This window comes from Paenibacillus woosongensis (genome assembly GCF_009725165.1).
Taxonomy (GTDB): Bacteria; Bacillota; Bacilli; order Paenibacillales; family Paenibacillaceae; genus Fontibacillus; species Fontibacillus woosongensis.
On record NZ_WNZW01000001.1, the window covers coordinates 883,744 to 899,388 of the forward strand.

11 protein-coding genes are annotated in these 15,645 nt (G+C 53.4%); 1 reads left to right on the forward strand and 10 read right to left on the reverse strand.

What is annotated here, in order from left to right; translation table 11 throughout:
- Window positions 1-215: 215 nt before the first annotated feature.
- From GNP95_RS04220 to GNP95_RS04265, 10 genes are all read right to left on the reverse strand, one after another.
- Entirely contained in the window at window positions 216-1,040 is an 825-nt protein-coding gene (locus GNP95_RS04220; RefSeq protein WP_155609600.1) for a carbohydrate ABC transporter permease, read from the reverse strand.
- Entirely contained in the window at window positions 1,037-1,930 is an 894-nt protein-coding gene (locus GNP95_RS04225; protein WP_155609601.1) for a carbohydrate ABC transporter permease, read from the reverse strand. Before GNP95_RS04225 ends, GNP95_RS04220 begins: the two co-directional genes overlap by 4 nt.
- Window positions 1,931-2,056: 126 nt before the next feature.
- The gene (locus GNP95_RS04230; RefSeq protein ID WP_155609602.1) at window positions 2,057-3,370 is read right to left on the reverse strand and encodes an ABC transporter substrate-binding protein; all 1,314 of its coding nucleotides are present in this window, start codon (window positions 3,368-3,370) and stop codon (window positions 2,057-2,059) included.
- A 527-nt stretch (window positions 3,371-3,897) separates the two neighbouring features.
- Window positions 3,898-5,862, reverse strand: a complete 1,965-nt coding sequence (locus GNP95_RS04235) for a cache domain-containing sensor histidine kinase (protein WP_155609603.1) — start codon at window positions 5,860-5,862, stop codon at window positions 3,898-3,900.
- Window positions 5,862-7,427 carry a response regulator transcription factor gene (locus tag GNP95_RS04240; RefSeq protein WP_155609604.1) on the reverse strand — a complete coding sequence of 522 codons (1,566 nt, stop codon included), beginning with the start codon at window positions 7,425-7,427 and terminating at the stop codon, window positions 5,862-5,864. Before GNP95_RS04240 ends, GNP95_RS04235 begins: the two co-directional genes overlap by 1 nt.
- 181 nt (window positions 7,428-7,608) lie before the next feature.
- Complete coding sequence (locus GNP95_RS04245; protein ID WP_330163260.1) at window positions 7,609-8,808, reverse strand: ABC transporter substrate-binding protein; 1,200 nt, start codon at window positions 8,806-8,808, stop codon at window positions 7,609-7,611.
- Between the two features lie 138 nt (window positions 8,809-8,946).
- The gene (gene yjfF, locus GNP95_RS04250) at window positions 8,947-9,909 is read right to left on the reverse strand and encodes a galactofuranose ABC transporter, permease protein YjfF (RefSeq protein WP_155609605.1); all 963 of its coding nucleotides are present in this window, start codon (window positions 9,907-9,909) and stop codon (window positions 8,947-8,949) included.
- Complete coding sequence (locus GNP95_RS04255) at window positions 9,902-10,939, reverse strand: ABC transporter permease (RefSeq protein ID WP_155609606.1); 1,038 nt, start codon at window positions 10,937-10,939, stop codon at window positions 9,902-9,904. Before GNP95_RS04255 ends, yjfF begins: the two co-directional genes overlap by 8 nt.
- The gene (locus GNP95_RS04260) at window positions 10,936-12,456 is read right to left on the reverse strand and encodes a sugar ABC transporter ATP-binding protein (protein WP_155609607.1); all 1,521 of its coding nucleotides are present in this window, start codon (window positions 12,454-12,456) and stop codon (window positions 10,936-10,938) included. The genes GNP95_RS04255 and GNP95_RS04260 overlap by 4 nt, the downstream gene beginning before the upstream one ends.
- An 87-nt stretch (window positions 12,457-12,543) precedes the next feature.
- Window positions 12,544-13,596: an ABC transporter substrate-binding protein gene (locus GNP95_RS04265; RefSeq protein ID WP_155609608.1), complete on the reverse strand. Its 1,053-nt coding sequence runs from the start codon at window positions 13,594-13,596 to the stop codon at window positions 12,544-12,546.
- Between the two features lie 247 nt (window positions 13,597-13,843).
- On the opposite strand from GNP95_RS04265, the gene GNP95_RS04270 reads away from it, so the two are divergent.
- On the forward strand, window positions 13,844-15,643 hold the full coding sequence (locus GNP95_RS04270; protein WP_155609609.1) for a cache domain-containing sensor histidine kinase: 1,800 nt from the start codon (window positions 13,844-13,846) through the stop codon (window positions 15,641-15,643).
- Window positions 15,644-15,645 lie beyond the last annotated feature (2 nt).

Consider the following 15,645-nt stretch of genomic DNA (forward strand, 5'->3'; position numbering starts at 1 on the left):
CGCATTCCCAGATCCATACTGGCGTAGAGCAGTACTAACATCTTATCGAAGAAACCGCCCGGATCCCCAAGCGGTTTCTCTACAACAAGTATAGCTGCATATATAGCTTTACTCTACCGGGGCGCCCTGGCTGTCATCGCCGCTGACTCCCTCTGCCAGCCTTGCGATGGTGACACGTTATGGCGCGCGGGCGGCAGCTCGTCATGGTGACTCATCTACTTCACCGAACCCATCATGCCTGCCACAAAATGCTTCTGCATCAGGAAAAATACCAGCGCCGTCGGCAGCGTGGCGATGACAATTGCCAGCATAATGAGGCCGTAGTCCGGCGAATAACCCGACCCCAGATTGGAGATGAGCAGCGGGATCGTCTTCTGCCCCGGCGATTGCAGCACGATGAGCGGCCACAAATAATTGTTCCAGCTCGACATGAATGTAATGATGCCTGCGGCGGCATAGGTCGTTTTCATCGTAGGCATGAATATTTTGAAAAATATCCCCAGCTCGCTCAGCCCGTCAATGCGTCCGGCTTCCACCATATCCTTAGGAAACATTTTCGAATTCTGCCGGAAGAAGAAAATCAGAAACGCTGTTGTAATCGTCGGCAGCATGACCGAAGCCATCGTATCGATGCCAATCGCCGGGAGGCTGCCGGAAATGTTGGCGAACATCCGGTAGAGCGGGATCATCAGTGCTGCAAACGGAATCATCATCGATAGCAGCAGGACGCTGAAGACGATATCCTTCGCCCGGCTGCGGTAAATTTCAAAGCCGTACCCGGCCAGCGACGCGATGACAATCGCCAAAATCGTCGTAAGCACAGATATTTTCGCAGAATTCCATAATGACGTCCATAGATCGGTCGATTCGGCAAGCTTCCGGAAATTATCCAGCAAATGACTGCCGGGCAGCAGGCGGCCCTTGGTGACATCAACCGACTTGTTGGTGGCGCTCACAACCATCCACAGAAAGGGGAAAATCGAGACGAACGCTGCTCCGCCGAGAAAAGCGTAGGTGAACACGCGCTTCAGATTGCTCATTTTTTATCACCTGCCACTTTAAATTGAAGGATAGACAACAGAACAATGATGACCACGATGGAGTACGATACGGTTGCCGCATATCCGAAGTCCGCCGTGTACTTGAAGGACAGATTGTAAATATACTGCGAAATCGAGAGCGTCGCGTTGCCGGGCCCGCCCTTCGTAATGTTCATGACTTCGTCAAAGAGCTGCAGCGTACCAATCGTGGAGGTAATTGAGGTGAATAAAATGATCGGCTTCAGCATCGGAGCCGTGATTTTCGTAAATTGCTTGAATGACGAGGCCCCATCGATCCGCGCAGCTTCATAGATAGAGCTGTCGATATTTTGCAGCGCTGATAAGTAAAAGATCATGTTGTATCCAGTCCAGCGCCAGGTAATCGCAATAATGATCGTAATCTTCGCCCAGAATGGATCGGTGATCCACTGAATCGGCCCCTGGATGACGGACAGCTTCAACAGGAGCGAATTCACCAGCCCGTCTGCTGCAAACAAATATTTGAACACAACGGAATAAGCGACAAGCGAGGTAACGCACGGCAGAAAGATCGCCGTCCGGAAAAAACCGCGGAATTTCAGCTTGCTGTCGTTCAACAGCACCGAAATAAACAACGCGAGAAGGATCATAACCGGAACCTGAATGAGCAAGTAAATGAACGTGTTCGATAAGGACGTCAGAAATGTTTTGTCGGATAGCAGCCTTACATAGTTGGAGCCTCCCGTATAAGTCAAATTGCTCCCCGTTCCGGTCTTGAACGACAGGATCAGCGCTTGAACCATCGGATAGAAATAGAAGGCCGCGATCATGACCACGGCAATCAGGATGAAGCTCCACCCGGTTAGATTGCTTTTAGCGCGGATACTAAGGCCTGTTCTGTCCGCTTTCATCGTTAGCAAGAGCCCCTTTCTGCCCGAAAAATAACCCCGGGACGCTTCGCCTCAACATGTCTGGATGCAGCTCAGCGCCCAGGGGTTCTGGGTAATTGTTATGAAACGGGCGGATATCCCGCCGCTTTATTTAACCTGAGCTTCTGCCTGTGCCTGCGCATCGCTTAACGCCTGGTCGATGCCTTTGCCGTTCAAGTAATTCTGCATTTCGACGATCAGGATATCCTCAATCGCATAAGTGGAAATGCCGTAGTTCACCTTTGGAATCTCGGCCGTCCAGGCCGCAAAATCATTAACGATCTGCTGCCCGCCGAAGAATTCATCCGGCTTGGCATAGGCTTCGCCGGTAGCGGCCGCCTTCAGTGTGCCAATCGCGCCGACGTTCGTCAGCAGATTCTGGTACATCTCCACGTCCGATCCGAAGGTCTCGGCAAGGAAATTCGCAGCCGTCTCTGCGCCTGGTATGTTCATGACGTACCAGGAGCTTCCCCCTAAATTCGTTGCGTGCACGGAGTTCGGCGTTTGCGGGAGCTTAGGGATCGGCAGGATTGCCCATTGCCCGGCCTGGGAGGCTTCCGCTTTGACCGATGGCGTAATCCAGTTGCCCGTCGGCACGGTAGCCACATCTCCATTATTGATATTGGCAATGAACTGGCTCCAGTCCGCGTTCACCTTCACGACGTTCGACTCCATCATTTCCTTGTACAGCTCGAACGCTTCTTTCAGCGCCGCATTGTCCGCTAGGTCAGGCGTCTTGCCGTCCTCGGCCAAATACCATGATCCTGCGGATTGAATCATCATGCGGATGATTCCCAGATCGTTCGGGTCAAGCGTAATGATGTCCTTGCCGATTTTCTCCTTAACGGCCTTTCCGATCTCGATATATTTCTTCCAATCGATATTCTTCAAATCGTCCAGCGTGTATCCCGCCTGCTCAATATAGTCTTTGCGGACATACATGCCCGTGACTCCGGAATCGAACGGTACGCCGTATTGCTTGCCGTTCAAGCTGGTCGGCCCGATTTTGTAATCCGCGAAATCCTCGGAGCGCACCTTGCCGCTGAGATCATAGAACGCGTCTGGGTAGGATTGCAGGAAGCCCTGCGCCCGGTAGTCCTCAATCAGCACGATGTTCGGCAGCCCTTTCGTCGTCCCGGAGTTCAGCCCCGTGTTCAGCTTCTGAATGATATCCGCTTGCGCGAATTCTACGATGTTGATTTTGGCGTCGGGATTTTTCTTGCTGTACGCTTCCTTTGCAATGTTCAGCGCGGCAATATTGAACGCCGGGTCCCAGGCCCAAATGGTAATTTCCTCCGCCTTGCTGCCGGAATCGCCGCCGCTATTGCCTCCGCTTGCCGCCGGCTCTTGGCCGCCTCCGCCGGATGAGCAGCCTGCCAGAAGCACCATGCAGCTCAGGAATAAAGCTAGTACCTTCTTCATCGTTTCAGCCCCTTTGATCGTAAATGAGTTCTCCTGCCCCTGCTGGTTTTTAATTTGTAAACGCTTACCACAGGGTCTGAATTTATCGTAGCACGGGCCAGAAGGCAGCGTTAGCAATTCCTTTATTGGAATTTGTGATTTTATCGTTTGGGTGAATACGCTTTCAAATGGCGTATGTTTTTTCTTTGGATTCTGGTAATTTTTTTGGCTTCTTCTAAGCTGCCCCACATCCGTTTTAAATTGTTCAGCTCCAAGAATAAATGGATTTATCGTAGTTAGTTTCTGCGGCAAGGAGATAAAAATAGTTTTTGATGGATTGTATGTCGTTAGAAGTGGGGAAATTGCCAATGATGGCTGGATTTTTGGTTTTAAGTGCGTAAAATCCATGTAATCCCCTGGAACATTCGCTTAGGGCGATTTTAGTTACATGAATTCCATTTAGAATAATAACAGCTTGGTACAGGCATTAGGATATGGCATTTTAGCATTCGATGAAGACCAAAATATAAGGCAATTTGTAATTGAATTTAATTTGCTACAATGAGCGGCAGCGTCATCCGTACGCGTGTGCCCTCGCCGAGCCTGCTTGTAATTGTCACACCGTACTCCTCGCCGTAAAGCAGCCGGATCCGGTCATTGACGTTGGCCACGCCAATACCTGAGAACAGTTTGCGCGAGCCTCTGAATTTTGCACCATCCTGGGCATTGCCTGCACCTGCACCGGCCCGAGCACCGCCTGCCTCTGTACCAGCCTGGGCACTGCCAGCATCTACACTAGCCCAAGCACTGCCTGCACCTGCACCAGCCCGAGCACTACCTGCCACTACCTCAACCGCCCCTGCATCAGCAGCCTCGTAAGCCGGCCGCCCGGCTCTGCCCGCCGTCCCGTGCTCGAGCTCAAACGCCGCCATATCCATGCCATCGCCGTTGTCGGCCACCTCGCAGACCAATTTGGATCCCTCTTTTGCTACCAGCACATGGATCACGCCTTCCCCCTTCACATTGAAGGCATGGAAAAAGGCATTTTCCATAAACGGCTGGATCATCAGCTTCGGCACCTGGTAATGTGCGCAATCCGGCGCAACGTAATAGTTCACCCGAATCCGCTCCCCATAGCGGATATGGTTAATGAATACATAGGCTCTCAGATTCGCCAGCTCCTGCTCCACGGTAATCGTCTCGCTGACGTTGCTGATCGTATTTTGCAGCAGCGAAATAAGCGCATGGATCGTCTCCACCGCCTTGTCCTTGCTGTCCTGCTGAACGAGAAATTTGACCGAAGCTAACGTATTGTACAGAAAATGAGGGTTGATCTGCTGCTGCAAAGCGGCAAGCTCCGCCTTCCGCTGCCCCTTTTGTGTCTCCACGAGCTTGTCGACATATTCATGGATCTCGTCGAGCATATAGTTATAGGCCCGACCCAGCTCGCGTATTTCGTAGCCGCCCGAGACGTTGACATAGTTATGGAAATTCCGCCGGGTCACCTTCGACATTTGGCGGGCCAGCAGGGTGAGTGAGCGAGTCATTTTGCGGGAGATCAGAAAAACCACGACCAGGGCAACCAGCACGATCGCCAGACAAATGAGGACGACGCTTCGCGTATTGACCATTTGGCCGAGCACCATCTGCTGGTCGATCATGTTGACGAGGTAGAAGTCATAGGAAGGCAAATACTGAGCCAGCATGAGCTGGTCTTTGGCCATAAGAGTCACTTTTTTCACAACCAAGCCCTGTTCTTCGATCTCTTCAGCATAGGACAGCAGCTCGACGCTCCTCCGCCCGGTAAGATCCGGAATATTACTCGTCATCACTGTCCCGTTCTTGTCCATAATGACGACATCGTTCCCTTCGCTTGTAAAGCTGGTATAGAAGGGTTTGAAATCATTCTCGTCAATGACGATGTACAGCATGCCATATTCCTGGCCCGTCGTCCGTTCCATCAGCACCTTGGTTGTCACGATGAACTGCCGCCCAGACGCGTCGCGGTACAATTGATACATCAGCTTGTCCGGGTTCGCCTGCGCTTTGGCCGTGAGTTCGCTCCGCTGCAGTTCAAGAGCTGAAGGCTTAGCCAAATTGACGTTCCCCGAATAGCTTCGCCCGTTCTTTCCAACGATCGCCACCCCGACGGAATAGGCATCCACCATGGACTGAACCCGTTTCATCTGCTGGGTCATGTTGTAATAGGAATTCATCACACGTATAGATTGGGGCGCTTCGGCCTCAGTCAGAAAGGTCTTGAGCGTCCCGCTCTGCTGCGCTTGATTCGCCGCCAGCACGATCGAGTAGTGGAACGCTTCGAAATTGTTATGAATCTGATCAATGACTTTGGAATTCGTGATGCTGAACGTTTCCAGAAACAGCTGCTCCGTCATGCGCAGATTCGTCCATACGACGGACACCGTAATCGTCACAATGCAAATAACCATAACGGCGAACAATTTAATAAATAATCCATGAAATTTCAGCCGCTCAAACCGTGCCCTCATCATCATTCCTTCACCACTCGTTCGGCATATTGTCTCCGGTATTGGGTCGGGGACAGCCCTGTGCTCTTCTTAAACACTTTGCAAAAATAACTGTGATCGCCATATCCCACCCTGCTGCTGATTTCCGAGATCGGAATATCCCGCTTGCGGAGCAAATCAGTTGCCTTGTCGATCCGCACCCGGTTGAGGTGCTCCTTGAAGCCTTCATGATGGTGCGCCGCAAAAAAGCTGGATAGGTAAGACGGATTGAAATGGAAATGCTGCGCCATCTCTGTAAGGCTAATCGGCTCCGCATAATGCTTATCGATGTAATCGAGCAGCAGTTTCATATTGGGGTTGCCCTCCTGCAGCGCTTGCTGGGCGGCCTGCACGCAATCCTTCGTCTGCCGGCGGAACTCCTCGAGCAGCGAAGTAATGCCGCTGACATGCTGCGCCTCGTCAATGGCTTTGAAGTAGGCATATTGGGCTTCATCCAGCGCCCTAACATCCAGGTTCAGGCTGCCAAGCATATGTATGACGTTAAACAGAATATTTCCGATCAATGACTTAAACTCAAACACCTCCGCCGTATAGGCCTTGGTATGCCAGGCAATATAACGCTCCAGCTCATCGAACCCTTCCTCCAATTGCAGCCTGCGAACCTGTTCCATGAAGGCCTGAAGCGGAAACTCTTTCACCTCTTCCGGCTCCGGCAGCTGGCCTGGCATCAGCACAGCATCCAGCGGCAGGAAGAAGCGATACTGCAGCAGCTTTAGCCAGACTTCCCTGTAAATCCCGCCGAGCTGATCCAATAGGGGAAAGGGATCGCTGAGCACCCATAACAGCTCCCCTGCCTCTGACAGGGAAGCAGGATACAGCCTCTTGAGCTTGGTCGGCAGCGCCTCACGTCCCTCTTCGTCGACATTCAATACGTACACGCAAAGCCCGGGATGCCCGGCAATCGGACCGCATGGCAGTTTTGCCGCAGTCATTCGCGGAAATAGCGCTTTCAATTCATCCGGAACGGATGAATTCCCGCTGCTCCCCAGTACATAGAAATAAGGGTAAGGGAACCATTCCTCCACCTGTTCGCGATCCAGCTCTAATTCATATCCTGCAAGCAGCTTCTCCAGCGTTTGCTTTTGCTGCATGGATACCGATGCCGAATCTGAGTTCTGACGCACAACTCCGCTTGAAGCGGGCACCTTTTCCGCTGTTTTGCGAAGCACCTCGAGGAGCATTCCCGTCTCCAAGTGCGGCTTAAGAATATAATCGGAGACCCCGCTCTGGAAGGTCGAGCGCACATAGTCGAATTCGCTGAAGCTGCTCAGCACAATAACTTCGATCTCCGGCCAGTTGTGCTTGATGAGCCGGGTCAGCTCCTCACCGTCCATGACCGGCATCACGATATCAGTCAATACGATTTGCGGGCGCAGCGTCTCGATCAGCTCCAGCGCTTCCTTGCCGTTCGATGCCTCGCCAACGATCTGAAAGCCGTCCTGCTCCCAGTCCAGTATATGCTTGATGCCCTGCCGCACCAGTATTTCATCATCCACAACGAGTATTCTGTACAGTTCGCGATTCCCCATTTCTACTCTCTCCTTCAAACACCGTCCAACGACATGCTCCTGCTTCCTATTCGTGCTCGGCTCCCTATTACCACCGTTGCCTTCTATTTACTGCTCAGGCTTCCCTGTTTCGTTCTCTTGCGTCGTTGTCGCGCCATCGCTTTCACACGGCTTTATTTGCTTTCATTCTCACCCTAGCTAGCTAATACTTGCGGCTGCTGATCTCCCGCTCCGCCGTCACTTCCGTAAACACGCTCTCCGGGGTAACGATCCGCTTGGGCAGGGTACGTCCTTCCATGATTTCATTCACCGCCTGCATCAGATTTGGTCCGAGCAGCGGGTTGCATTCGACCACACAGTTGATTTTGCCCTTGATCAGCTGCTCGAGCGCCTTGCGCGTGCCATCCACGGACACGATAACGATATCCTTCCCCGGCTGCAGGCCGTATTCCTCCATCGCCTCGATCGCTCCAAGAGCCATATCATCATTATGCGAAAATAAAACGTCGATATCGCCGCCCAGTTGATGGAGCAGCGAACGCATCCTGTCCTTGCCCTGCTCGTGAGTGAAATCAGCATATTCACTTCCTAGAAATACAAACTTATCGGTACCCGTAATTGTATCATGGAATCCCCTGCCCCTGTCGATCGAGGGCGTCGAGCCCTCTGTTCCCTTCAGCTCCACGATCCCTATCGGACCGGTTGAGGCCGCCATTTTGTCCAGCACATACTTCCCGGCCTTTTGCCCTTCCTCATAAAAATCCGACCCGATCAATGTCACGTATTGCGAGGCGTCGGCTGTGTCCACCGTCCGGTCAACGATGATGACTGGAATGCCCGCCTCCTGGATTTCGTCCAAAATGCCCTCCCAGCCAGATTGGACGACCGGAGCGATAGCGATGACATCGACCTTCTGCCGGATGAAGCTGCGGATCGCCTCAAACTGCTTGCGCTGCGACTGCTCGGCATTGTCGAAGATCAGCGTGATGCCCGCTTCCTTCGCCGCCTCCTTCACAGACTGGCTGTTGGCGTTGCGCCAGTCGCTCTCCGAGCCAAGCTGCGAGAAGCCAAGTACAATCGGGCGGGAAGGCATGACTGTGCCTCCAGACTGACCCTCTCTATGAGACGGCATGATTCCGGCAGACGAAAGTCTTCCGTCTAATGACAGGCCTTCATCAGGCACGGCGCCGCCTCTTGGAATAGCCTCGTCCTCTGGTGTCATGCCTCCTGCAGACCTTCCGGCTTCGCCGATCCTACTCTCATGCCTATTCGAACCGGCCGTATCCTCATTCCCCATGCGAACCGTACCGCAGCCCAACGGAAGCACCACCAGGCAGACTGCCAAGATGAGCTTCAGCAGCCGCATAGCGAGAGGCTTCGAATCCTTGCGATCCTTTTTCACCGCTCAGTCCCCCTTATCGCCTTATATCTCCTTATTTTGCAAGTCTAACATGTTTTTCGTCCATTTACAGGCAAAAGAGGATATCCAAGGACAAGATGCATTCCCCTTGAATATCCTTCAAATTGACAGCCTCGCCCCTCAGCTTCGCTCTGCCAGACGCCGCTCCCCGAGCAGCTTTTGCAGCAGAATGAACAGAAGCAGGAGCACGCCGATGACGATTCTGGTCCACCACGAGCTCAGCGTTCCTTCAAAGCTGATGATCGTCTGAATGACACCCTGAATCATCACGCCAAAAAAAGTGCCGACGACAAAACCTACGCCCCCCGTGAGCAGCGTGCCGCCAATAACAACCGCCGCGATGACGTCGAGCTCCATGCCGCTCGCATGCAGGCCGTATCCGGAGAGCATATAGAAGGTGAACACGACGCCGGCCAGCGAAGAGCACAAGCCGCTGAAGCCGTACACCATGATTTTAGTCCGGGCCACCGGCAGACCCATCAGCAGAGCTGATTGTTCATTGCCGCCGACCGCATACGTATTGCGGCCGAACCTCGTATAGTGGGCCATGTAAATGCCAAGCGCAACGACCAGCAATGCGATAATGACGCTGATTGAAACGAAGGTGTTCCCCGGCAGCCTGATTTTTGTCTGAGCCATCGTGGTGTAGAAGGCATTATCGATCGTAATCGTATTGATGCTGATCACATAGCACAGCCCTCTGGCCAGAAACATTCCCGCCAGCGTGGCGATAAACGGCTGGATGTTGAAATAATGGATCATCGCCCCCAGTGTGGTTCCGAACAGGATGCCGAGCGACAGCACGAGCGGGATGACTATATACGGCGGCCAGCCCTGCTGCAGAAGACTTGCCGAAATCATCGTCGTCAGAGCAATCATCGAGCCGACAGACAGGTCGATCCCCCCCGACACGATAACAAAGGTCATGCCGACAGCAGCGATCAGCAGGAACGAATTGTCGATAAGTAAATTCATCAGCACCTGGAGGGAGAAAAAGCCGGTATACCTGAACGATCCTGCAGCAAAGAGCAGGATAAACAGGCCAACCGTCACAAGCAGCGGAACATATTGGCGCTTAAGCATGGGGGTTCACCTCCCGGTTCGCCGGATAATTGCCGGCTTTGCCGCGCCCACCGCGTCCGCGGAGCAGCCCCCGGAATTTATCCGATTGGACCAGGCAGACGGCAAGCACGACGACCGCTTTGACGACAAGCGTAATTTCCGGCGGAACGCCCACCATATAAATCGTGGTCGTCAAGGTCTGGATGATCAGCGCGCCAATCAGCGTCCCCGTTAGATAGAACCGGCCGCCGTTCAGCGAAGTCCCGCCGATGACGACGGCCAGGATGGCATCCAGCTCATACCACAGTCCGGCATTATTTCCGTCGGCGCTGGATACATTGGAGCTTAGAATAAGCCCGGCCATCCCCGCGCACAGGCCGCAGAACATATAGACGGCAAGCATGACCGTCCTTGAGCGGATGCCCGCCAGACGGCTCGCCGTCGGCTTGCAGCCGACCGATTCGATGAACAGGCCTAGCGCCGTCTTCCGCGTCAGTAGTGATGCGGCCGCAAACATGACGGCCACGATAAAGATCGAAAAGGGCAGGGTGAACAATGAACCAGCACCGATATATTGATATTTCGGGCTGAGTACGGTGATGATCTGCCCGTTCGTGATCAGCTGGGCGATCCCCCGGCCGGCGACCATCAGAATGAGCGTCGCAATGATCGGCTGAATGCCAAAGCCTGCCACAAGCAAGCCGTTCCACAGCCCAAGCAGCGCAGATAATAGAAGAGCAGCCAGGATGGCAATCAGTACCGTTATAAGTGCGTTCTGGTCGGCGCTGCGGCTTATGCTGAGGCAGGCCATGGCTCCGGTAATGGCCACGACCGAGCCGACCGACAGGTCAATGCCGCTCGTCGCAATCACTAATGTCATCCCTATAGCTACCAGAATCAGCGGCGAGCCGAAGTTGAGGATATCGATGAGGCTGCCGTACAGATGGCCGTCCCTCATTTTGATGGAGAAGAAATCCGGCGAATAAATGAGATTAAATAGCAGCAAACCGGCTAACACGCATAACGGCCAAAACAAACGATGCTTGATCATCTCGGCTCCCCCCCTGCAATCGCCTGCATAACTTGCGACTGTCTTGCTGCTCCACCCTGCACTTCCTGCACCTTGCGGCGATCCCGCATAATGGCCACGCGGTCGCTCACCCGCAGCACTTCCTCCAGCTCGGAGGAAATGAACAGGACGGACATTCCCTTCTCCGCCAAAGTGACAACGAGCTTCTGTATTTCCGCTTTGGCCCCGACGTCGATGCCCCTTGTCGGTTCATCCAGAATCAACAGGCCAGGCTCAGTGAGCAGCCAGCGCGCCAGCAGCACCTTCTGCTGATTGCCCCCGCTTAAGTGGCGGATAAGCTGCTCGGGTGCGGGCGGATTGATGTTCAATAGGCGGATATACTCTTCGGCGATTTCATCCTGGCGCTTGCGGGGTATCGTGCGGAACCAGCCCTTCGTCGCCTGAAGGGCAAGGATAATATTTTCCCTCACGGTCAGATCGTCGATAATGCCCTCCGCCTTTCGATTCTCCGAGCAAAAAGCGATCCCCAGGTCTATGGCTTGCCGCGGGCTGGCAATTATTCCGCTAAAACCGCCTAGCCGAACCTGACCCTCATCGGCGCGATCCGCACCGAACAGCAGCCTGGCGAGCTCCGTGCGCCCCGAGCCGAGCAGTCCTGCAATGCCTACAATCTCGCCTTTATGAATGCGAATATCAAATGGTTCAATCGAACCCCGCTTGCCAAGGCGGCTCGCCTCCAGCAGGATCCCGGCGCACCGCTCCGCCCCCTCTCCCGGCTGCTTGGGCAGCTGTTCGAGCAGTGAAAGCTCCTTGCCAATCATTTTCGATACCAGCTCTATGCGGGGAAGGTCCTGCGCCATGTATTCCCCAACAAATTCTCCATTACGGAGAATGGTTATTCGATCTGAAATTTCATACACCTGGTCCAGAAAATGCGTTACGAACAAAATCGCCAACCCTTCGCTTTTCAATTTGCGCATAATCTTGAACAGCTGGGCAACCTCACTTTGATCGAGGCTTGAGGTCGGCTCATCCAGAATAAGCACCTGGGCCGAGACGCTTAAGGCTCGGGCGATCGCTATTAATTGCTGAACCGCTACCGAGTAGGACTGAAGTGTTCGCGTGACATCTATTTGCAAATGCAATCTGTCCTGCAGGAGCCGCTCCGCATTCCGGTTCATTTCCTTCCAGCGGATGCGCCCCAGGCTGCGAGGCTCATTGCCGATATAAATGTTCTCGGCAACCGACAGATTAGGACATAGATTTACTTCCTGATACACCGTGCTGATACCGGCGTGCTGGGCCTCCTGCGGGTTGTGAACCGCAATCGTCCGGCCGTTCATTACAACGCTGCCCGCATCGGCCGTGTAAACCCCCGTGAGCACCTTGATCAGCGTCGACTTGCCTGCGCCATTTTCGCCCATGAGCGCATGAACTTCACCCGGGAATAGCCGGAAGTTCACGCCAGACAACGCCTTGACGCCGGGGAACTGCTTATGGATGCCAGTTATTTGTAAAATAGGTTCGTTCTCTATCATTTGTACAGTCCTCTCCCTTCCATAGTAAGCAGCTCCGGACGCATGGCCAGGCCAGTCGTCCGGAGCGCTATTTTCCCTTGGCCCCCGTCAGTACTGGCGGTTCGGCAGCTCTCGCTTCGCATCCTCCGAGGTGAATACACCTTCTACCGTAACGATCCGTTTAGCCACATCCTTGCCGTCTACCACATCGCGTACCGCATCCATCAATTGCGGGCCGAGCAGCGGATTGCACTCGACGATAAAATTGATTTTGCCTTCGCTCGCCGCGACGAATCCGTCCTTGACGCCATCAACGGTAATGATGATGATGTCTTCGCCGGGCTTCAGGCCCGCGGCCTCAATCGCCTGAATTGCACCCAATCCCATATCGTCATTATGTGCGTACAGCACGTCGATCTTCTTATGCGCCTTCAGGAACGCCTGCATGACTTCCTTCCCTTTGGCCCGCGTGAAATCACCCGTCTGGGAAGCGATCACCTTCAGCTTCGGATTGAAGGCAATCTCCTCGGCAAAGCCTTTCTGCCGGTCGATGGCCGGTGCCGAACCCGTTGTACCCTGCAGCTCTACGATGTTGATCTCTTCCTCGGTATCCTTGTATTGTTCGACCAGCCATTTGCCTGCGCTGCGCCCTTCCTCGACGAAATCGGAACCGATAAATGTCTCATATAGAGACGTATCTTTGGAATCCACCGCACGGTCCGTCAGAATCACCGGGATGCCAGCATCCTTCGCTTCCTTTAATACGGTATCCCAGCCCGACTCAACGACCGGGGAGAAGGCGATCACATCTACCTTTTGCTGAATGAAGTTGCGGATCGCTTTAATCTGGTTCTCCTGCTTCTGCTGCGCATCGGAGAACTTGAGCTCGATTCCAGCATCCTTCGCCGCATCCTGGATCGATTTCGTATTGGCCGTCCTCCATCCGCTCTCTGCTCCGACCTGTGAGAAGCCCAGCGTAATTTTCCGGTCGCTGGCATTCTCCTTGTTCACCGCCGGATCTTGACCGGACTGGCTTGCCGCTGGCTGCTGGGCATCCCCGCCGCCATTGCCGCCAGGACTTCCGCTGCTGCCGCATGCCGCGGACATGAGCAGCATCAGCGAAGCCGCAAGTATAATTCCTGATTTCCTGAATATCTTCATTTTGTATCCTCCCCTTTTGCTAATCACCAATTTGGATGGCGTGACCCGATTATAAAACGCTTCCAAAACAGGAGGATATGGAGTTTCATCGCGGCTTGATGCGATTTTTTTTGCATTATTGCGGCCGGCCCGCTTTTTGTTTGTTTTCTTGTGAAGATGGTTCAATTTTTTATTATCGATTGCGTTTTTATAGGGGATCATTCATAATTTAATTTACATTATTTATAAGGAAAGGGTCCGACTTCCGATGAAGCTGATCCACTCGTTTTCCTCAAGCCTGCGGGCAAAGCTGCTAGCCATGTTCGTACTCCTGACCGTCATTCCGTTAATCGCCATCGGACTGATCTCTTACCAGAAATCGTATAATACGGTGTACGAGAACAGTAAGGCTGGCGCCGTGTTAATTGCTGAGCAGCTGGCTCAGGATTTGGAGATGCTGTTTACGGATACGGGCAAGCTGCTGGAGCTAGGCAAGCATCCGCGGGTACTGCACTTCCTCTTCTCTCAGAACGATACCTATGAAGATGCCAAAGAAGTGCTTAAATTGATGGATTCATATCGGCAAACCTACAAATATGAAAGCGTTCTCAATATCTCGATGATCAATTTGTACGGCCGGGGAATTAGCGAGCGTCGCGGTGTCTTCCAGCTGGACAAAAATCCGCTGCGCAACCCCCACTTTACTTTTTTGCTGCATCATCCGGATACCGTGCTCTATGTTCCGCCGCCGGATGCCAATCCGCTGGACCGGCTGGACGGCTTCGCCGAGCCGCATGCCATTTCCATCATGGCTGCCGTGAAGCAGCGGATTACGCACGAAGTCATCGGCTTCATTGTGATCGATCTGGACGATGCCGTCGTCAAGCGGTTTTGCGACAATGTCACCATCGGCGAGACGGGATTCTTCTACGTCATTGATCAGAACGGGAGGCCGATCTTTACCCCCGCGCGTTCAAGCCGGGAAATCCAGCTCCCCGCGCAGGACAATTTAACGAGCCTAGCGGCCGGCTCCATGACGAGCTACGTAGATACATCTCGAGGCAGCCCTAAATTTATCTTTACCTCGGCTTCCAAGGCCACCGGCTGGAAAATCATCGGGCAAGTGCCGCTCCAGGAGATCGTGTCCGAAGCGAATTCCATCCGGCAGCTGATCATCATTAGCGTCGTCTTGAGCATCGTGTTTGCGGTTTCGCTTCATTTTTTCATCTCATCCAGACTCACTAGACCGCTCCAATTGTTGAAAAATAAAATGCGGCTGGCTGCTTCCGGCTTCCTGGAATCGAAGGTCGCTCCTACAGGCAATGACGAAATCGCCGATCTCGGCCAAAGCTTCAACATTATGCTAAGCAAAATCAAGACACTGCTCGAGCAGAATATCCGGGAGCAGGAAGAAATGAAAAAGGCCGAGCTCCGGGCGCTGCAGGCGCAAATCAATCCACATTTTCTGTATAACACGCTGGATTCGATTCTTTGGATGGCTGAGGCCGGCAAGACCGATAAGGTGATCCGTCTAGTCGAGTCGCTCTCCCGTTTGTTCCGGATCAGTCTGAGCAAAGGTAAGGACTGGATCAGTCTGGAGAAGGAAATCGAGCATGTGCACAGTTACCTGATTATTCAACAAATGCGTTATCGCGATATTCTCGAATACGAGATCGCGGCAGAGCCGCATCTTCTCAGCGCTCCGACCTTGAAAATGCTGCTTCAGCCTATCGTGGAAAACGCGCTTTACCACGGAATCAAGAACAAGCGGGGCAAGGGCCTCATTCGGATTAGCGCCCGTCCCGCAGACGGTGGGGAGATGGAGCTCCGGGTCCAGGATAACGGCTGCGGAATGAACGCGTACAAGCTTGAACAGCTGCGCGCCAATTTGGCGCATCAACGGCTTCCGGACGAAACCGGCGAGGAGGTCTCCGGCGGCTTTGGACTGCATAACGTACAGCAGCGAATCCGGCTGTATTACGGACAGCAGTACGGCGTTCAGGTCGACAGCAGTGAAGGAGAAGGTACGACCGTAACGATGCGAATTCCGATGAGAGGACGTGATTAAGC

Excerpts from the sequence above, each read along its gene's own strand:
- GNP95_RS04220 (WP_155609600.1), bottom strand. The coding sequence starts at position 1,040 with ATGAGCAATCTGAAGCGCGTGTTCACCTACGCTTTTCTCGGCGGAGCA.
- GNP95_RS04225 (WP_155609601.1), bottom strand. The coding sequence starts at position 1,930 with ATGAAAGCGGACAGAACAGGCCTTAGTATCCGCGCTAAAAGCAATCTA.
- GNP95_RS04230 (WP_155609602.1), bottom strand. The coding sequence starts at position 3,370 with ATGAAGAAGGTACTAGCTTTATTCCTGAGCTGCATGGTGCTTCTGGCA.
- GNP95_RS04235 (WP_155609603.1), bottom strand. The coding sequence starts at position 5,862 with ATGATGAGGGCACGGTTTGAGCGGCTGAAATTTCATGGATTATTTATT.
- GNP95_RS04240 (WP_155609604.1), bottom strand. The coding sequence starts at position 7,427 with ATGGGGAATCGCGAACTGTACAGAATACTCGTTGTGGATGATGAAATA.
- yjfF (WP_155609605.1), bottom strand. The coding sequence starts at position 9,909 with ATGCTTAAGCGCCAATATGTTCCGCTGCTTGTGACGGTTGGCCTGTTT.
- GNP95_RS04255 (WP_155609606.1), bottom strand. The coding sequence starts at position 10,939 with ATGATCAAGCATCGTTTGTTTTGGCCGTTATGCGTGTTAGCCGGTTTG.
- GNP95_RS04260 (WP_155609607.1), bottom strand. The coding sequence starts at position 12,456 with ATGATAGAGAACGAACCTATTTTACAAATAACTGGCATCCATAAGCAG.
- GNP95_RS04265 (WP_155609608.1), bottom strand. The coding sequence starts at position 13,596 with ATGAAGATATTCAGGAAATCAGGAATTATACTTGCGGCTTCGCTGATG.
- GNP95_RS04270 (WP_155609609.1), top strand. The coding sequence starts at position 13,844 with ATGAAGCTGATCCACTCGTTTTCCTCAAGCCTGCGGGCAAAGCTGCTA.